At 76.3% G+C, this 18273-nt stretch carries 15 protein-coding genes and 1 tRNA gene; 7 read left to right on the forward strand and 9 right to left on the reverse strand.

Features of this window, described 5'->3' with window-relative positions; translation table 11 throughout:
• Position 1: 1 nt before the first annotated feature.
• Together H596_RS0102060 and H596_RS0102065 are read right to left on the reverse strand one after the other, a co-directional pair.
• A complete protein-coding gene (locus tag H596_RS0102060) occupies positions 2-2257 on the reverse strand; it encodes a YjbH domain-containing protein (protein ID WP_027283484.1) in 2256 nt (751 codons plus the stop codon).
• Positions 2254-5061, reverse strand: coding sequence for a polysaccharide biosynthesis/export family protein (locus tag H596_RS0102065; RefSeq protein ID WP_245583930.1), 2808 nt, complete (start codon positions 5059-5061; stop codon positions 2254-2256). The genes H596_RS0102060 and H596_RS0102065 overlap by 4 nt, the downstream gene beginning before the upstream one ends.
• A gap of 83 nt (positions 5062-5144) precedes the next feature.
• Between H596_RS0102065 and H596_RS0102070 the strand changes: the two genes are divergently transcribed.
• The 4 genes from H596_RS0102070 to H596_RS0102085 all read left to right on the forward strand — a co-directional run bounded on the left by H596_RS0102070 (position 5145) and on the right by H596_RS0102085 (position 9515).
• Entirely contained in the window at positions 5145-6698 is a 1554-nt protein-coding gene (locus tag H596_RS0102070) for a heparinase II/III domain-containing protein (protein ID WP_027283486.1), read from the forward strand.
• 63 nt (positions 6699-6761) lie between these two features.
• Complete coding sequence (locus tag H596_RS0102075) at positions 6762-7682, forward strand: GumC domain-containing protein (RefSeq protein ID WP_027283487.1); 921 nt, start codon at positions 6762-6764, stop codon at positions 7680-7682.
• Positions 7683-7684: 2 nt separating this feature from the next.
• Positions 7685-8920, forward strand: a complete 1236-nt coding sequence (locus H596_RS19650) for an O-antigen ligase family protein (RefSeq protein WP_037299556.1) — start codon at positions 7685-7687, stop codon at positions 8918-8920.
• Complete coding sequence (locus H596_RS0102085; RefSeq protein ID WP_027283488.1) at positions 8913-9515, forward strand: sugar transferase; 603 nt, start codon at positions 8913-8915, stop codon at positions 9513-9515. Before H596_RS19650 ends, H596_RS0102085 begins: the two co-directional genes overlap by 8 nt.
• Here the strand turns inward: H596_RS0102085 and dnaQ are convergent.
• Genes dnaQ through H596_RS0102110 form a run of 5 tightly spaced genes read right to left on the reverse strand, consistent with a single transcriptional unit; the run spans position 9484 to position 12735 of the window.
• Positions 9484-10158 (reverse strand): DNA polymerase III subunit epsilon, encoded by a 675-nt coding sequence (gene dnaQ, locus H596_RS0102090; RefSeq protein WP_027283489.1) that lies wholly within the window; start codon positions 10156-10158, stop codon positions 9484-9486. The genes H596_RS0102085 and dnaQ overlap by 32 nt on opposite strands.
• The gene (gene coaE, locus H596_RS0102095) at positions 10151-10744 is read right to left on the reverse strand and encodes a dephospho-CoA kinase (protein ID WP_027283490.1); all 594 of its coding nucleotides are present in this window, start codon (positions 10742-10744) and stop codon (positions 10151-10153) included. The genes dnaQ and coaE overlap by 8 nt, the downstream gene beginning before the upstream one ends.
• Complete coding sequence (locus H596_RS0102100; protein WP_027283491.1) at positions 10741-11562, reverse strand: shikimate dehydrogenase; 822 nt, start codon at positions 11560-11562, stop codon at positions 10741-10743. The genes coaE and H596_RS0102100 overlap by 4 nt, the downstream gene beginning before the upstream one ends.
• Positions 11559-11990, reverse strand: coding sequence for a PaaI family thioesterase (locus H596_RS0102105; protein ID WP_051212244.1), 432 nt, complete (start codon positions 11988-11990; stop codon positions 11559-11561). The genes H596_RS0102100 and H596_RS0102105 overlap by 4 nt, the downstream gene beginning before the upstream one ends.
• Before the next feature lies 1 nt (position 11991).
• A complete protein-coding gene (locus H596_RS0102110) occupies positions 11992-12735 on the reverse strand; it encodes a class I SAM-dependent methyltransferase (RefSeq protein WP_051212245.1) in 744 nt (247 codons plus the stop codon).
• Positions 12736-12869: 134 nt separating this feature from the next.
• On the opposite strand from H596_RS0102110, the gene H596_RS0102115 reads away from it, so the two are divergent.
• Entirely contained in the window at positions 12870-15146 is a 2277-nt protein-coding gene (locus tag H596_RS0102115) for an NADP-dependent malic enzyme (RefSeq protein WP_027283494.1), read from the forward strand.
• Between the two features lie 10 nt (positions 15147-15156).
• Here H596_RS0102115 and H596_RS0102120 read toward each other — a convergent pair whose 3' ends face one another.
• Entirely contained in the window at positions 15157-16629 is a 1473-nt protein-coding gene (locus H596_RS0102120) for a hypothetical protein (protein ID WP_156909996.1), read from the reverse strand.
• A gap of 106 nt (positions 16630-16735) precedes the next feature.
• On the opposite strand from H596_RS0102120, the gene H596_RS19655 reads away from it, so the two are divergent.
• Positions 16736-17437 (forward strand): vWA domain-containing protein, encoded by a 702-nt coding sequence (locus tag H596_RS19655; RefSeq protein ID WP_037299720.1) that lies wholly within the window; start codon positions 16736-16738, stop codon positions 17435-17437.
• Positions 17438-17440: 3 nt separating this feature from the next.
• Entirely contained in the window at positions 17441-18139 is a 699-nt protein-coding gene (locus H596_RS0102130) for a J domain-containing protein (RefSeq protein WP_027283496.1), read from the forward strand.
• 46 nt (positions 18140-18185) lie between these two features.
• Here the strand turns inward: H596_RS0102130 and H596_RS0102135 are convergent.
• Positions 18186-18260: transfer RNA gene (locus H596_RS0102135), tRNA-Gly, on the reverse strand.
• Positions 18261-18273 lie beyond the last annotated feature (13 nt).

Below are 18273 nucleotides of genomic sequence, written 5' to 3' on the forward strand. Positions count from 1 at the left end.
GCTACCACGCGAAGGCCCGGAACCCCCGGCGCAGCGCCGCCTCGCGCCCCTCGCGCGTCGCCTCCCACAGCGGGTTGTCCACCGCGAGGCGCTGCCCGCCGTCGCGCTGCACGGGCCGGATGTTGAGCGAGGCGCGCGAGCGCGTCTCCAGCCCCAGGAAGTCGAAGGGCACGCGCACATAGATGCCCTTGTCGAAGCTGCCCTCGCCGAAGCGGCGGAAGGGCACGTTGGTGAAGGTGGCGAAGCCGCCCACCTCGATGCCGGAATCGAAGCGCCGGCCGAGCTCGATGGTCCCGCCCCAGTCGCCGGCCAGGTAGCGCCCGCCGCGCAGCACCGCGTAGAGGTTCCACACCGGCAGATCGGCGTAGAGGGAGAGGTGGCCGGTGGTCACGTTGTAGCCCAGCGCGCCGAACATCCCGTCATAGGCGCGCTGGACGACATGGGCGATGTCGAGCCCGATGGCGAAGCCGCGCCCCGCCGGCCGCCACAGCAGCTCGCCCGAGACGCCCGCGAACATCGGCTCGAGATAGCCGGCGGTGACGCGCCCGAACACATCGGGCGCGAGGTTCCACATCCCCTCCGCGTAGAGGGCGGGGATGGAGGTGCGCCCCTCGCGCGCGTAGCGGGCGTAGTCGCTGCGCACGCGCGGCAGGAGGGAATCGCTCGGCAGCCCGCCGTCGAGATTGCCGGCCAGCGCCTGCTGCACCGCCCCCGCGAGCGCGAGCCCGGCGCCGAGATCCACCCGCCCGCCCGCCGCCACGGCCGCCTGCCAGCGCACGGAGGATTGCGGATCCCCCACCTGCAGGGTGAGGCGCGGCTCGATGCCCCAGGCGAGGCGCGGCGGGGCGAGGCGCGCCGCGCTCCCGATCGGCTCGCCCAGGGCGGGCAGGAGATGGGTGGCGGCCAGCACCTCCTCCGCGCTGCCCTGGCCGCGGGCCAGCGCCTCATGCGCCTCGCGCAGCGTCACCAGCCGCGCCACCACCGCGCCGTCGCGCTCCCACAGCAGGCGGATGCGTTCGACGCGCGCGGGCAGATGCGGCTGCGCGGCGCGCACCACCCGCGCCGTGGTCTGCGCCAGGGTGCGGTGCCGGCCGCCGGAGACGGTGAGGCGCGCCTCCTCGCCGCGGATGTCGAGGGCGATGGGGGTGAAGCCCGCCTCGCGCAGCGCGGCGAAAAGGGCCGGGGCGAGGGCGGCGTTCTCCTCCGCCGCCCCCGTGTCGTCGGGCGTGCCGGTCTGCAACGCGCCGCCGAAGCCGGCGGTGAGCGCCGTGGCCGCGCGCCGCCGCCAGGAGGGCTCCCAGCCCGGCGGCAGGGGCGGCGCGCCGGGCGCCGTCTCGCCCACCGGTGCGGGGCGCGGGACCATGGGCGGCGGCGGCTGGCGCGGCAGCGCGGGCGGCGCGTCGGGCTCGAGCCGCAGCGAGGCGCGCAGCAGCAGATCCGTGCCGTGCACGAAGGCAAGGCCGAGATCGAGATGCCGGTTGGGCTGCCATTGCAGCCCGGCATTGAGGCGCGAGGCCGCCTGGCCGCGCAGGTTGGTGGTGCGCGCGGGATAGCCCCCGCGCTCGTCGCGCAGCGCATCGGCGCTGTATTCCAGCTTGGCGCGCAGCCCCTCGATCAGCCCGAGCGGCGTCTCGAAGGGCGGGACCGACCATTCGAGCCCGGCGAAGACGCCCGTGTGCGGCCCGCGGAAGAAGGAGGTGAAGGCCACCGTCCCGCCCGCCCCCACATTGCGCGGGCGCACATTGAAGCGCTGGCTGATCTCGCCCAGCGGGTTGGGCAGCTCCCGCCCCGTGGCGAGCCGCCCCCAGCCCATGCCGAGCGTCGCGTCCAGCGACCAGAAGCGCTTGGAGGCGACGATGTATTCCCCCTGGTAGATGCCGGTGCCGATCAGGTCCTGGAAGCCGAGGGCAAGGGCGGGGCGCCAGTCGTTCTCCGTCCACAACTGCAGCTTGATGTCGAAGGCGCGGTCGGTGGTGCGGCCGCGCCCCAGCGTGCCGTTCAGCCGGTCGGTCAGGCGGAAGCTCGTCTCCAGGAAGGGCAGGGCCTGGAAGTTCACGAACCAGAAGCTGCGCTGCCGGCGGATGGCCACCCCCGTCTCGATGGAACCATCGGGGCGGAAGCGGGCATTGGGCATCTCCAGCAGCCCCACCCGGCCGAAATGGGAGCCGCTGGGGGCGAAGCCGGGGTCGAACTCCTGCGCGCCGAGCGGCGCCGCGGCCGCGCCGAGCGCGCACAGCAGCAGCGCGGTCGCCCTCACCGGCCCCGCGCGATGACCGCGAGCGCGGCGGCGGAGATCGCCACCTGGCTCGCCACCTGGGTGATGTCGCGCAGGAAGCCCCAGTTCTCGAAGGGCGAGGGGTCGTGCGGCACGATGACCAGGCTGCCCGGCGGCACGGGCGGGCCGCCCTGCTGCCAGGCGCCCAGCCCCGCCGCGACCGACTGGCCGTTGGGCAGCACGATGAAGGCGCGCGCGGGGTCGGCGAAGCGCTGGGCGCCGCCGGCGGCGGCCACATACTGCGCCGCGCGCCAGCCGCTCACGAACTGCAGCGAGCCGGGGTTCTGCACCGCGCCCACCACCGTCACCTCGTTCGGGCGCTTGGGCATCACGATCAGGTCGCCCGGCTCCAGCAGCACGTCGAGCTCGGGGCGGCCGGCCAGCACCACCGGGTTCGCCTCCACCACCATGCGCCCGGCGGCGCGGGCCTCGCGCAGGGCGGCGGCCATCTCGCGCCCGGCGGCGATGGCGCCCGCGATGTCGGTGCGCGCGCCGCTGCCGATCACCGCCTGGCCGGCGGCCATCTGCAGCAGGCCCTGCTCCATCTCGCGCGCCGTGCGCTGGAAGCCCTCCTGCTGGCGGTTGCGCACGCTCTCGCGCGTGAAGACGGCCCCGTAGGGATAGGCCTGGGGCGTGAGGCCGCCCGCGCGCGCGATCACCTCCGAGAGCCGCTCCCCGCGGCGGATGTCATAGACGCCGGGGCGCAGGAACTCGCCCAGCAGCGTCACCGGCCCGCTGTCGCGGTCGCCGAAGCCGCGCGGGATGCGGATGCCGTCGCGCGGCGAGAGGCGCACCGCGGCGAAGTTGCGGCTGCGCAGGTCGAGCACGCTGCGCGAGAGGGGGATGGCGCTGGTCTGGTCCGCCGGCTCGCGGGCCAGCTCCACCGAGGAGAGATCGGCCGTGTCGGTCACGCCGCCGGCCATGGCGAGCACCGCGTCCAGCCCGGTGTTGTCGGTGATGGGATAGAGGCCGGGCAGCCGCACCTCGCCCGTCAGCAGCACGGCCTGGTCGAGCAGGAAGGGCAGCAGCATCGGGTAGTCGAGGAACACCTGCGGGCAGGGCGCGGCGCCGATCTCGGGGAAGCCGGCCACCCGGGCATGGGCGAAGCGCTGCGGGCTCGATCGCGCCGCGACCGCGAGCTGCGTCAGCGCCGGGCAGTCCAGCCCCTGCGGCGGCGCGGCGAGCGGGCTTGCCGGCGCCTGGCCGGGGGCCGGGGCGGCCGAGGCGAAGCCGGGCGGGGCGGCCATGGCGGGCGCGGCCGCCCCGCGCGGCTGGGGCAGCGCGACCGGCAGGCCGGGCGGGGGCGGCCCCGCCTCCGTCTCGCCGCGCAGCGCGCGCTGCACCGAGGGGCTGGAGAGCCAGGCGATGTCGCTCATCGCGAGGATGATCACGTCATCCCCCTCGGCGAGGGCGAGATCGCCCCGCCCCTGCAGCACCGCCGCGAGGTCGAAGGGCTGGATGCGCCGCCCGCGGGTGCGCGCGTCCAGCCGCAGCACCACGCCCATGCGGGCATAGGGGTCGGGCCGGACGAGCCGGGGGTCGGAGAGCAGCCCGCGCAGGGTGGAGCCGCGCCCGCCCAGCGCGCGGGTGGTGGGCTGCGCCACATGGCCGGAGAGGCGGATCTGGCGCGAGATGACGTCGCTGCCCGGCTGCACCAGCAGCGCATCCCCGCGGCGGATCAGGCTGGCGGGCGAGATTTCGCGGAAGGCGCGGCGGCCGCCGGAATCCGTCGTCTCCAGCAGGAAGCGGTTGCCCTCGGGGCGCAGCGCGTCGCCCGCGAGGCGCAGCATCTCGGCGAGCGGCGCGCCCGGCTGGCCGGGCGGCAGCTCGTAGATGGCCGGGCGCGCCACCTCGCCGCCCAGCGCCACCACCCCGCCGATGGGCGGTACCAGCACCCGCTCGCCCTCGCGCAGCGCGAGGTCGGGCGGCGCGCCCTCGCCGGCGATGACGGGGTAGAGGTCCACCACGCGGCGGCCCTGCGGCCCCTCCACCCGCACGGCGCGCAGCGTGCCGGATTTGCGCACCCCGCCCGCCGCCACCAGCGCATCGAGCACCGTGGCGAGCGGCGAGAGCGCCACGGCGCCGGGCCGCGCCACCTCCCCGCCCACGAAGACGCTGACCTGCCGGAGCTGGCCGAGCGTGACGAAGACCTCGCTGCCCGCCAGCTCCCGCGCGGCGCGGGATTCGAGCTCGGCGCGCAGCTCGCGCAGGCTGCGGCCGGCGGCGGGGATGGGCAGCAGGTCGGGCAGCACCAGCATCCCCTCGCGCGTCACGCGCAGGTTCAGCGTGCTGCGGGCGCGGCCGCGGAAGGCGACGATCACCTCGTCGTCGCGGCCGATCACATAGTCGTCGGGCACGGCGCCGAAGCCCGGAGCGGCCGGGGCGCCGGCGCGGAAGGTCTCGTAGCCGAACTGGCGCAGCGGCACGGTCAGCCGCGCGGCGAAGAACTGCTCGACGGGCGAGAGCGGCTCCTCCGGCGCAGCGGGGCCGGCGGGGAGCGGCAGGGGCGCGGGGGAAGGCGGCGGGGGCTGGGCCGGGCTCGCCGGCGGGGGCGGCCCGCCCAGCGCCCGGCCCGCCCCGGCCTCCAGCAGCCGTTGCAAGATTTCCTGCTGCGAGGCGGCGGGCAGGCTGGGCACGGGCGCGCCGCCCGGCAGCGTGGAGGGCAGGGCGGGCGGGGTGAGCAGCCCGGGCTGCGTCGGCGCCTGCTGGGCCGCAACGGGGAGGGCGAGGGCGAGCAGAAGCCCGAGGCCGACAGCGGAACGGACGAGAGCGGTCAGGCCATGCAAGGAACGGGCGTCTCTCCTTGAGATTGCAAGTTTTGCCGCATAAGCGGGCAGGGATGCAACCTATCCGCGATTTTTGGCGAGGGATGCCCTGGCCGCGCTGGGCGCTGACCCTGGACGCCGCCTGGCGGCTCGGCCCGCGCCCGGTCGCGCTCGCGCTCTGGGGGCGCGGGGCGCTGGCGCGGCGGCGCCTGACCGCGCGGCTGCCCGGCCTCTCCCTGGCCGACCCGATGGCGGGGGAGGATCTGCGCCCGCTCTGGGAGGCGCATCGCTGGGCGGAGCTGCCCGCCCTGGCCCTGCGCGGCGAGGGCGCGGCCATCGCCCCCTTCGTGGCGGGCTGGATGGCCGCGCACCCGCCCTTCGCCGGGCCTCTCTGGCTGTGCGGGCAGGAGGCGGCGCTGCGCGCCCTGCACCTGATCCTGGCCTGCGAGATCGCGGGGGTGGCCCCGCCGCGCCCGGCGCTCGCGGCGCTGGCGCGGCGCATCGCCGCCAACCCCGCCTATGCCATGGCGCAGGACAACAACCACCCGGTGAGCGAGGCGGCCGGGCTGCTGGCCTGCGGGCTGTGGCTGGGCGAGGCGCGGCTGGCCGCCACCGGCGCGCGCCGTCTGGAGGCCGCGATCCTGCGCCTGGTGGGGGAGGATGGCGGCTTCGCCCAGCCCAGCCCCGCCTATCACCGGCTGCTGCTCGATGTGGCGGCGGTGGCGGAATGGCTGCGCGCGCGCCGGGGCGGGCCCGGGCTCTCCCCGGCGGCGCGGGCGCGGCTGGCCGCCGCCACGCGCTGGCTGCACCGGCTCTGCTGCCCCGCGACGGGCGCGCTGCCGCGCATCGGCCACCAGGACGGCTCCTGCTTCGCCGATCTCGCCGGGGCGGGGCCCGATGACGCGCGCCCGAGCCTGGAGCGCGCGGCGCGGCTGTTCTGCGCCGCCTCGGCCGGCTGGGCGGAGGAGCCGGGCTGCGCCGCCCTCGGCCTCCCCCTGCCCGCGGCCGTGCTGGAGGCCGAGGCGGCGTGGCGCGGCGGCGGCTTCCTGGGCCGCGCCGCCGCCGGGGCGCGCGCGGTGCTGCGCACCGGCCCGCTGCGCTTCCGCCCCGGCCATGCCGACCTTCTGCACCTCGACCTCCGGGACGGGCCGCTGAACCTGCTGCGGGACGCGGGCAGCTTCGCCTACAACCCCGCCGAGCGCGCCCGCGCCGCCGCCTTCGCCTCCACCGCCTTCCACAACACCATCGGCTTCGACGGCGAGGACCAGATGCCCCGCCTCGGCCCCTTCCTCTTCGCGCGCTGGCCGGCCACCGGCCCCCTGCCCGCTGGCGGCTGGATCCGCGACTTCCGCGGCCGCCGCCACGCGCGGGAAATCTTCGCCGAGGGCCGGCTCTGGCGGGTGGAGGACGAGGTCTCCGGCCCCTTCCGCGCGGCGGTGCTGCGCTGGCGCCTCGCCCCCGGCGCCTGGCGGCCGACGGAGACGGGGGTGGAGGGGCCGCTGGCGCGCCTCGCCGTCGCCGCCGATGGGCCGCTCGCCGCGCGGCTCGTCACGGGCGAGGAGAGCCTCGCCTATGGGCAGGCCTCGCCCCTGCCCGTGCTGGAGGTGGCGTTCGGGCCGGGCGTTTCGCGTCTGACGACCAGGATTGCCCTTCCTTGAAGCCTGCGGTTGCATTCCGCCGGGGGAGGGCTCATTCTCCTACCGAGACGGTTGGGCATCCCGATGGGCCTTGACGAGCTGCTGCGCGGGCTGTGGCGCTGGCGCTGGCGCCTCGCGCTGGCGGGGCTCGGCGTCTATGGGCTGCTGGCGGCCGTCGTCTGGTCCTGGCCGCGCAGCTATGTGGCGGGGCTGGTGGTGGCCCCGGCCGAGACGACGGGCATCGCCACCTCCGCCCTGCTCACGCCCGCGCCCTTCCTTCAGCCCTCGCTGCTGGACCAGCGGCCGGGCGGCAATTTCGCCGTCTATCTCGCCGCGCTGCGCGCCCCCGAGGCGGCGCGCACCCTGGTGCGGGAGACGCCCATCCTCGCCCATCTGACGGAGCGCCGCGCCGGCCCGCCGCTCGGCGCGCTGCGCCGCTGGCTCGGCCTGCGCATCGAGGCGGACCTCGACGACGTGGTGGCCTTCCTGGAGCGCAACCTGGCCGCCACCCCCTCCCTCGCCTCGGTGACCTGGACGGTGGAGGTGGTGGCGCGCGACCGCGAGCTCGCCCTGCTGGTGCTGGAGCGCGTGCACGCCGCCGCCGAGGCGCGGGTGCGCGAGACGCTGGCCGATCTCGCGGCGCGGCGCATCGCGGCGCTGGAGGCGCGGCTGCGCGTGGAGCCCGACCTCTTCGTGCGCCAGACGCTGCACGAGCTGCTGGCGCAGCAGCAGCGCGCGGCGCTGGTGGTGGCGGCGGACGAGGCGGCGGCGGCGCGCCTCGTCTCCATGCCGGCGGTGGAAATCCGCCCCTCCGTGCCCAACCGGCCGCTCTTGCTGGCGCTGCTGCTCATCGCGGTGGGGATGCTGGCGGTGCTGGCCGGCGCGGCGCTGCTGCTGCTGCGCGGCCCGGCCGCCCGGCCCGCGCCGCCGGACTGGCCGCCCCCCGCGCCGGCCCGGCGCGAGCCCGTGCTGGTCCGCACCCTGGGCGGGGACGGCGCGTGCTGAGGATGGAGGCGCTGGCGGCGGCCGGGCTGGGCCTCGCCGCCGCCGTGCTGCACTTCGCCGGCGCGCTGAAGGCGGCGGGCTTTCTGCACGCGCTTCCGCTCGACCTCACGCTGCTCGCCCTCGCCGCCACGCTGGCCGGGCTGCTGCTGCTGCTCGCCGCGCGCGAACCCCTGGCCACGCCGGGGGTGGGGCTGGTGCTGGCCGCGGCCGCCGCCCTCTGGCTCTGGTGGGTGCTGGCCGCCGCCTGGAGCCCCTGGCCGGAGGAGGCGCGGAAGCGGCTGCTGGACATGGTGCTGCTCGGGCCCGTGATGCTGGCCGCGGGGCTGCTGGCGGGCGCGGAGGAGCGGGCGCGCCGCGCCTTCGTGGCTGCGACCCTGTTCATCGGCCCCTTCGTGGGGCTGGTCATCGCCCATGGCCTCGCCACGGACAGCATCGTGCTGGGCGGCGAGATCGGGCGCGACCCGGGGCGGGTGCGCGTCGCCTATCAGATCGCGGGGCTCGCCATCGCCTGCGCCGGGGGGCTGGTGGCGCTGCGGGTGGTGGCGGCGCGGGGCTGGGCGCGGCTGTTCTGGCTCGGGCTGCTGCTCGGCCTGGGGGTGGCGGTGCTGCTGCCGGGCGGGCGGGCGGCCTTTCTCGGCATGCTGGCGACCGTGGCGCTCGGCCCGGCGCTGCTGCTGCTGCTGCTGCGCCGGCCGGGGCGGGCGCTGCTCTGGCTCGGGCTCGCGCTGGGCGGCGGGGCGGGGCTGCTCGCCCTCGTCCTGCTCGACCCCGGGCGGGCCGAGAACCTCGCCACGCTGGAACGGCTGCTGCGCGGCATGGGCGATGCGCCCTCGGCGCGCGACCAGATCTGGGGCGCGGCATGGCGGCTGGGCGGCTGGGCGGGGCTCGGGCCCGGCGGCTTCCCCCCCGCCCTCGGCGCGGGGCAGGATCGGGGCTTCCACCCGCACAACCACGCCATCGAGGCGATGGTGGAGGGCGGGGCGCTCGGGCTTCTGCTGTGGCTGCTCGTCTTTCCCGGCGGGGCGCTGCTGGCCGTCGCCCGGGCCCGGCGCGTGGCGCCGGGCCGCGCGGCCGACATCTTCGCGCTCTGCCTGCCGGTGGCGATCTCGGTGATGGTCTCCACCGATCTCGGCAACCGGATGGTGTGGCTCGCGCTCGGCCTCGCCCTCTCGCTCGGGGTGGAGATGCGCCCGCGCCAGGCCCGGGCGGCGGGGCAGGCGGCGGCGCGCCATGTATAGGCGCTGGGGCAAGCGCGCGCTGGACCTCGCGGCGCTGGCGCTGGCGCTGCCGCTGCTGCTGCCGCTGGCCGGGCTGGTGGCGCTGCTGGTGCGCTGGCGGATGGGCGCCCCCGTGCTGTTCCGCCAGCAGAGGGCGGGGCTCGGCGGCGCGCCCTTCACCCTGTGGAAGTTCCGCACCATGCGCGAGGGCCCGGGCGGGGACGTCGAGCGCCTGACGCCGCTCGGCCGCGCGCTGCGCGCCAGCGCGCTGGACGAGCTGCCCCAGCTCTGGAACCTGCTGCGCGGCGAGATGAGCCTGGTCGGCCCCCGCCCGCTGCCGCTCGACTATGTGCCGCGCTACACGCCGCGGCAGGCCAGCCGGCTTTCGGTGCGGCCCGGCCTGTGCGGGCTCGCCCAGGCCATGGGCCGCAACGCCGTGCCCTGGGAGGAGCGCCTGGAGTGGGACGCGCGCTACGTCGCGCGCATCACCCTGCGCGGCGACCTCGCCATCATGCTGCGCTGCGCGGCGGTGCTGCTGCGCGGCCAGGGCGTGAGCGCGCCGGGCCACGCCACCATGCCGGAGTTCACCCCTCCCGCTTCCAGATCGGATCCTTGATCTTCGCGAGGAAGGCCTCGTGCGCCGCCAGCGCCGCCTCCGGCACGAGGATGGGGCGCGGGGTGCGCGCCACCGCCGCCTCGCGCGCGAGCGCCGGCACGGCCGGGGCCGCGCCGAGCCCGAGGCCGAGCTGCCGCCCGCCGCGCAGCTCGAGATAGACCTGGGCGAGCAGCCGCACATCGAGCAGCGCGTTGTGGGTGGTGCGCTCGCTCAGGTCGATGTCGAAGCGGCGGCAGAGCGCATCGAGGCTGTTCGGCGCGCCGGGGAAGCGTTCGCGCGCGAGCGCGAGGCTGTCCACCATCCGCGCGGGATCGAGCGGCGGCCGGCCGAGCCGCGCGAGCTCCGCATCGAGGTGCTTGAAGTCGAAGGGCGCGTTGTGCGCGACGATGGGCGAATCGCCGAGGAAGGCGAGCAGCTCCTCCGCCTTCTCCGCGAAGCGCGGCCGGCCCGCGAGGTCGCTCGCGGTGAAGCCGTGGATGCGCGTGGCCTCGGCGGGCACGTCGCGCTCCGGATCCAGCAGCGTGTGGAAGTGCCGCCCGGTGGGCAGCAGGTTCACGAGCTCGATGGCCGCGATCTCGATGACGCGGTGGCCCTCCTCGGGCTCGAAGCCGGTCGTCTCGGTGTCGAGCACGATCTCACGCATCGCGCGCCCTCCGCACCAGGCGGCGCACCGCGGCCTGGGCGTGGTGGCGCGAGAGGCCGGTGCGGATCACATGGTCCGCGCGGCGGCGCTTCGCGGCGTCGGGCATCTGGCGGGCGAGGATGGCGGCGAGGCGCTGCGGCGTCATCCCCGGCCGGGCCAGCACCCGCGCGCGCTGCACCGGCGCCGGCGCGGAGACGACGAGGATGGCGTCCAGCCCGCGCCGGTCGGGCCGCGTCTCGAACAGCAGGGGGATGTCGAGCACCACGAGCCGCGCGCCGCGGCCGCGCCAGCGCGCGAGGAAGCGTTCCTGCTCGCGCCGCACCAGCGGGTGCATGATGGCCTCGAGCCGCGCCAGCGCCGCGGGGTCGCCCAGCACGGCGCGGCGCAGCGCCTCGCGGTCCACCGCGCCCTCCTTCACCGCGCCGGGGAAGGCGGCGGCGATGGGCCGCACCGCGCGCCCGCCCCGCGCCTGCAGCCGGTGCACCGCCGCATCGGCGTCGAAGACCGGCACGCCGAGGCGGCGGAAGGCGCGTGCGGCGGTGGATTTGCCCATGCCGATGCCGCCCGTGAGGCCCCAGACCTTCATCGCAGCGGGATGTCGGCGGCCACCGCCTGCTCCAGCGCCTCGTCCACCACCGGCGTCACGCCGAACCAAGCGGCGAAGCCCGGCGCCGCCTGGTGCAGCAGCATGCCGAGCCCACCCACGGCGCGCAGCCCGCGCGCGGCGGCGGCGCGCAGCAGCGCCGTCTCGCGCGGGACATAGACGATGTCCGCCACCACCGCGTCGGCGGGCAGGGCGGAGAGATCGAGCGCGAGCGGCGGCTGCCCGGCCATGCCGAGGCTCGTGGTGTTCACCAGCAGCGCCGCCTCCTCGAGCGGCGGCGCATCCGCCACGGCGATGTTCCCGCCCAGCGCCTCGGCCAGCGCCTCGGCCCGCGCGCGCGAGCGGTTCACGAGAGTGACGCGCGGGCAGCCGGCATCGAGCAGCGCGGCGGCGATGGCGCGCGCCGCACCCCCCGCGCCGAGCAGCACGGCCGGGCCGCGGCGCGGGTCGTACTCTCCGAGCGAGGCGAGGAAGCCCGCCCCGTCCGTGCAGTCGCCCGCGATGGAATCGCCCGAGAAGACGAGCGTGTTCACCGCCCCCGCGCGGCGCGCGCGGGGGGTGAGCGTGTCGCACAGCGCGAAGGCCGCCTCCTTGTGCGGCAGCGTCACGTTCATCCCGCGGAAGCCGCACAGCGCCAGGGCCCGCACGCATTCCTCGAAGCGCCCGGGCGGGATGGCGAGCGGCACATAGGCCGCATCCAGCCCGTGCCGCGCGATCCATGTCCCGTGCAGCCGGGGCGAGCGCGAATGCGCGACGGGCCAGCCCGCCACGCCGGCCAGCATCGCGCGGCCGCTGATCATCCCACCGCCGCCGAGGGCACGAGGGTGGCCTGCATGGCGGCGCAGAGCACCTCCGCGCCGTCCTCGGTGCGCATCCACACCTCGGCGCGCGCCACGGTGAGGGTGCGGCCGGGCTTGAGCACCTCGGCGCGCGCGATGGCGAGCACGCCCTTCGCCGGGCGCAGGAAGTTCACCTTGAGCTCCGCCGTCAGCACCTCCTGCCCCGGCGGCAGCAGGGAGAGGGTGGCGTAGCCGCAGGCGTTGTCGGCCAGCATGGTCAGCACCCCGGCGTGCAGGTAGCCGTGCTGCTGCGTCAGCGTCTTGCGGAAGGGCGCCTCGATCACGCAGCGCCCGGGCGAGACCTCGGCCACGCGCGCCTCCACCACCCGCATCAGCCCCTGCTGGGCGAAGGACGCCTCGACGCGCTTCTGGATCTCGGTGAAGGGCATGTCAGAGCCTCCAGCCCGTGTGGATGGCGACGATGCCGCCGGAGAGGTTGCGGTGCGAGACGCGCTCCAGCCCCGCCGCCTCCATCATGCGCGCCAGCCGCGCCTGGTCGGGGAAGGTGCGGATGCTCTCGGCGAGATAGACGTAGCTCTCGCGGTCCTTCGCCACGCGCGCGCCGATGGCGGGCAGCGCCTTGAAGGACCAGGCGTCGTAGAGGCGCTGCAGCGCCGCCACCTCGAGGCGCGAGAACTCGAGGCAGTGGAAGCGCCCGCCCGGGCGCAGCACGCGCCGCACCTCGCGCAGCACCGCGTCCTTGTCGGTGCAGTTGCGCAGGCCGAAGGCCATGCTCACCTTCTCCACGCTGCGGTCGGGCAGCGGCAGGCGCTCGGCGTCGGCGCAGAGGAAGGAGAGCCCGCGCGCGAGCCCGCGGTCCAGCGCGCGCGACCGGCCGACGCGCAGCATCTCCTCGTTGATGTCGGAGCAGATGACGCGCCCCGCGCCGGCGCGGAGCGCGAGGAAGCTGATGTCGCCCGTGCCGCCGGCGAGGTCGAGCAGCGTCTCGCCCGGGCGGGGCTGGATGGCGTTGACGAAGATGCGCTTCCAGACGCGGTGCACGCCGAGGGACATCAGGTCGTTCATCACGTCGTAGCGCGGGGCCACGCTGTCGAAGACCTCGCGCACCAGGGCCGGTTTCTCGGCGGCGGGGACGGTGCGGTAGCCGAAATCGACGGTGGGGGTCTCGCTCATGGCCGCGGATATAGCGCGGCCCGGGCGGGCGGGCCATGCGGCCCGCCCCCCGGGGGCCCGCCGCCGGGGCCGGCCCCTCGCGGCGCGGCCCGGCGCGGCCTACAACGGGTTCCAGAAGAAGGAGGGAAGGCTCCATGGACGAGGATTTCCGCCGCGCCGCGCTCGACTACCACCGCCTGCCGCGGCCCGGGAAGCTGACCGTCGAGCCCACCAAGCGCATGGCCAGCCAGCGCGACCTCGCGCTCGCCTATTCGCCCGGCGTGGCCGCCGCCTGCGAGGAGATCGCGAAGAACCCCGACGCGGCCTGGGAATACACCGCGCGCGGCAACATGGTCGCCGTCGTCACCAACGGCACGGCGGTGCTGGGGCTCGGGGCGATCGGCGCGCTGGCGTCGAAGCCCGTGATGGAGGGCAAGGCGGTGCTGTTCAAGCGCTTCGCCGGCATCGACTCCATCGACATCGAGGTGGAGGCGCGCGAGCCGGCGCGCTTCGTGGAGGCGGTGGCCGCGCTCGAACCCAGCTTCGGCGCCATCAACCTCGAGGACATCAAGGCGCCCGAGTGCTTCGAGATCGAGGCCGCGCTGCGCGCGCGCATGAACATCCCGGTCTTCCACGACGACCAGCACGGCACCGCCATCATCGTCGCCGCCGCGATCCGCAACGGGCTGCTGCTGCAGGGCAAGCGCATCGAGGAGGTGAAGCTGGTGAACACGGGCGGCGGCGCCGCCGCGCTCGCCTGCCTCGACCTGCTGGTGACCATGGGCCTGCCGCGCGAGAACATCTGGGTCTGCGACATCGAGGGGGTGGTGTGGGAAGGCCGCCCCGACACGGACCCCTACAAGGCGCGCTACGCCCAGCGCACGCAGGCGCGCACGCTGCCCGAGGTGCTGGAGGGGGCGGACGTGTTCCTCGGCCTCTCCGCGCCGCGCGTGCTGAAGCCCGAGTGGCTCGCGAAGCTCGCGCCCAAGCCGCTGGTGCTGGCGCTGGCGAATCCCGAGCCCGAGATCCTGCCCGAGGCGGTGCGCGCCGCGCGGCCGGACGCCATCGTCGCCACCGGGCGCACCGACTATCCGAACCAGGTCAACAACGTCCTGTGCTTTCCGTTCATCTTCCGCGGCGCGCTGGACGCGGGCGCCACCACCATCAACGAGGCGATGAAGCTGGCCGCGGCCGACGCCATCGCCGCGCTCGCGCGGGTGGAGGCGAGCGAGGTGGTGGCCGCGGCCTATGGCGGGCAGGCGCCCGTCTTCGGGCCGGACTACATCATCCCCAAGCCCTTCGACCCGCGGCTGATCCTGGAGATCGCGCCCGCCGTGGCGAAGGCGGCGATGGAGAGCGGCGTGGCGCGCCGGCCCATTGCGGATTTCGCCGCCTACCGGCAGGAGCTGGCGCGCTTCGTCTTCCGCTCGGGCAACCTCATGCGCCCGGTGCAGGAACTCGCGCGCCGCCGCCCCGCCCGCGTCGTCTTCGCCGAGGGCGAGGACGAGCGCACCCTGCGCGCGGTGCAGACCGTGCTCGACGAAGGCACGGCCGAGCCCATCCTGATCGGCCGCCGCGCCGCCATCGCCGAGCGGGTGCGCGCCCTCGGCCTGCGCATGGCGCTGGGCGAGAGCGTGCAGGTGCTGCACCCGGAGGAGGACGCGGCGCGCTTCGCCCCGCTCGTCGAGCTCTACAAGCGCAAGGTGGGCCGCGCCGGCATCACGCCCGCCGCGGCGGAGCGGCGCGTGGCCTCGCGCCCCACGGTCGCGGCCACGCTTCTCGTGGAATCCGGCGCGGCCGATGCCGCCATCGTCGGCGGCCGCGGCGACTGGATGCGCGAGTGGGAGCATGTGCTGGCCGTGATCGGCAAGCGCGCCGACGTGGGCCGCGCCTATGCGCTCTCCGCCCTCATCGTGCCCGGCGGCACGCTGTTCTTCGTGGACACGCACCTGATGCTCGACCCCACGGCCGAGCAGCTCTGCGAGATGACGCTGCTGGCGGCGGAGGAGGTGCGCGGCTTCGGCATCACGCCCAAGGTGGCGCTGCTCAGCCATTCCTCCTTCGGCGCCTCGGGCGCGCCCAGCGCGCGCAAGATGCGCGCGGCGCTGAGGCTCATCCGCGCCGCGGCGCCCGAGCTGGAGGTGGACGGCGAGATGCACGGCGACGCCGCGCTGGTGCCCGCCATCCGCGCCCGCGCCGTGCCGGACCCGCAGCTCAGCGGCACCGCGAACCTGCTGGTGTTCCCGAACCTCGATGCGGCGAACATCGCCTTCAACCTGGTGAAGGCGGTGAGCGACGGGCTGCAGGTGGGGCCCATGCTGCTCGGCATGAACCGGCCCGTGCATGTGCTGGTGCCGAGCGTGACGGCGCGCGGCATCGCCAACCTCGCGGCCATCGCCGGCAGCCAGGTGGCGCGGGCGCGCAGCGGCTGAGCGCGGGCCTTCAGCGCGCGGTGGCGGTGATGCCGAGGCCGCGCACCACCTCCGAGGGGCCCGCCCCCAGCAGCGGCTGCAGCTCCGCCATCGTCACGGCGCGCGCCGGGCGCAGGCTGATCTCGATCTCGCGCGCCTGGCCGCCGATGAAGCGCAGCAGCGCGTTGCGCACCGCGTCCACCTCCGGGTCCGGCCGGGCGGGGGTGAGCATCGCGCCCACCATCTGCGCGTGCTGCTGGCGGATGCGCTCGGGCGTGCTGCGCTCGCGCTGCGCCTGGTCGCGCAGCGCGCGCTCGTAGAGCGACTGGTCGGCATAGCGCAGCCGCGCCTCGATCAGGCTCACGCGGTTGGGGTCGGTCATCGCCGCGGCGGGGTCCACCCCCTCCATCACCCAGCCGAGCGCGATGGCGCCGAGCTCGCGCACGCCGAAGGCCAGCGCGGGCATCTCCAGCCGGCCGTGCCGCGGCGTCCAGGAGGCCTCGATGGCGAGCTCCATGGAGAGGCGGCGCAGCCCCACCGCATCCAGCGCCGCGGCCACCTCGGGGAAATGCTCCAGCGCGGCGTCATGCACGGTGAGGCGGCCGGCGGCGGCGCCGTCGGGCTCGGTCCGGCCCTCGACGACGACGCTCCCGAGCCCGCCCAGGACCCGCCCCTCGCGCTGCACCGTCACGCCGTCCACGCGATAGGCCTGGCGGCCGGCGGGCGGGGCGGGAGGCGGCGCGTTGCGGACGGCGGCCTGCGCCAGCGCGGCGAGGTCGAGACCCTCCACGCCCGCGCGGTCCACCCCGACCTCGCTGACCGGCCCGCCGGCCAGGCGCACCCGCAGGCCCTGGAACCCGACGCGGCCGGCGCGGCCGGGCTGCCAGCCGGTCAGCACGAACTCGCGCAGCGAGACGCGCGGCTCGCCCTCCACCTCCAGCCCGGCAAGGCGCAGCCCGGCCAGGGAGATCTGGTCCGGCTCGCGCGCGCCGCCATTCTGCCCGGGGCGCAGCGGCAGCAGCGCCAGCGCCTCGAGGTCCAGCTCCGCCAGGCGGAAGCGCGCGTCGGGGAACTCGGCGCTGACGCCACGCGCCTCGCCGCGGCGCAGCCCCTCGGGCGAGAGCCCCTCCAGCACCAGGCGTTCGATCAGGATGCGCTCCGCGCCGCGGCGCAGCTCCACCCCGGTGAGGGTGAGCAGCTCCCCCTCCTGGCCCGCGGCGCGGTAGCCGAGCTCGATTCCCGCATCGAGCAGCCCGCGCAGCCGCTCCAGCGCGGGCGGCTCCTGCGCGAGGCGGGGCGGCAGCGGCGGCCAGGCCGGGGCGGCCTGCTGCGGCGGGGCGGGGGCCGGGGCGGGTGGCTGGGCGGGCGCCGCCTGCGGCCCGCCCTTGGGCGGCGTGGCCGGCTGCGCCCCGGGCGGGGTGAGGTGCAGCTTGGTGCTGGGCTGGGCCAGCGCCACCCCGGCCATCAGCAGGGCCGCCAAGCCCAGACCCGCGCGCCACCTCATCGCACCCTCCGCCTTTCCTCGGGCGCGATCAAAGCCCGGAACACCCCCCCGCGCCAACCGGAATCACCCTTTGCGCGCGGCGCCTCCTGCCCCATGTCTCTGCATGATGACGCGCCTGCCGGCCAAGCCCGAGAACGCCGCCGTCGCCGCCTTCCTGCAGAAGCTGGCGGCCACGCCCGCCGTGCGCGCCACGAGCGCCCGGCGCGGCCGGCTGATCTTCGCAGTGGACGCCACCGCCTCGCGCCAGCCCGCCTGGGACCGCGCCTGCCAGCTCCAGGCCGAGATGTTCCTCGCAACGCGGGATCTCGGCGGCCTCGCGGTGCAGCTCGCCTACTGGCGCGGCTACATGGAGTTCGCCGCCACCCCCTTCCTGACCGACACGCGGGAGCTGGCGCGCCGCATGTCCGCCGTCACGGTGCTGGGGGGGCAGACACAGGTGCTGCGCTGCCTCGAGCACGCGCTGGCCGAGACGCGGCGCGAGAAGGTGGACGCGCTGGTGCTGGTGGGCGATGCGCTGGAGGAGGCGGTGGACCCGATCTGCCACCTCGCCGGCCAGCTCGCGCTGCACGGCACGCCGGTGTTCTGCTTCCAGGAGGGGAATGACCGCGCGGCGGAGCTCGGTTTCCGCCAGATCGCGAAGCTCTCCGGCGGGGCCTGGGCGCCCTTCGACGCCGACAGCCCCGAGGCGCTGCGCGAGCTGCTGCGCGCGGTGGCGATCTTCGCCGCGGGCGGGCGGGCGGCGCTGGCGCGGCTGCCGGGGCGCGAGGCGGCGCGCATCGCGGGGCAGCTTCCCGCGCCGGGACGCTAGGCGATGCTCTGGCTCGGCATCGGCCTCGCCGCGCTGCTCGGCGTGCTGACGCTGCTCTACGTCTTCGCCCACTCCTCGCCCGCGGCGATCAAGCGCGCCGCCGTCTGGGGGCTGGGCAGCCTGGGCGCGGTGTTCCTCGGCATCATGCTGCTCTCGGGGCGCGGGGCGAACGCGCTCTGGGCGCTGATCATGTTCGGCCCCGCGCTGATGCAGGCCTTCCGCGCCTGGCGGGCGAAGCAGGCCTTCAGCCGCCCCGCGCCGGAGGGCGAGGCGAGCGGGGTGGAGACGGCCACCCTCGCCATGCGGCTCGACCTCGCCTCGGGCGCCATGTCCGGGCAGGTGCGGCGCGGCCCCTTCGCGGGGCGCGACCTCGCGGGGATGAGCCGCGCCGAACTGCGCGAACTGCTGGCCGATTGCGCGGCCAACGACCCCGAGAGCGTGCCGCTGCTGGAGGCCTGGCTCGACCGCACCGACCCGATGTGGCGCGAGGAACCCCCGCCCGCGCGCCCCGCCGCCGGGCCGATGACGCGCGCCGAGGCGCTGGCCGTGCTCGGGCTGCAGGAAGGGGCGGGCGAGGCGGACATCCGCGCCGCGCATCGCCGCCTCATGCAGGCCGCCCACCCCGACCGGGGCGGCAGCGACTGGCTGGCCGCGCGGATCAACGAGGCGCGCGAGGTGCTGCTGAAGGCCGGGCGGGCGTGAGCGCCCCGAACAGCAATGAAGCGCGCAGGAATGGAGTGGGCGGGGATGGAGCGGGCGATGGGAATCGAACCCACGACATTCAGCTTGGGAAGCTGACGTTCTACCTCTGAACTACGCCCGCCTTCGGAGGCGAG

The organism is Rubritepida flocculans DSM 14296 (genome assembly GCF_000425365.1).
GTDB classification, from domain to species: Bacteria; Pseudomonadota; Alphaproteobacteria; order Acetobacterales; family Acetobacteraceae; genus Roseococcus; species Roseococcus flocculans.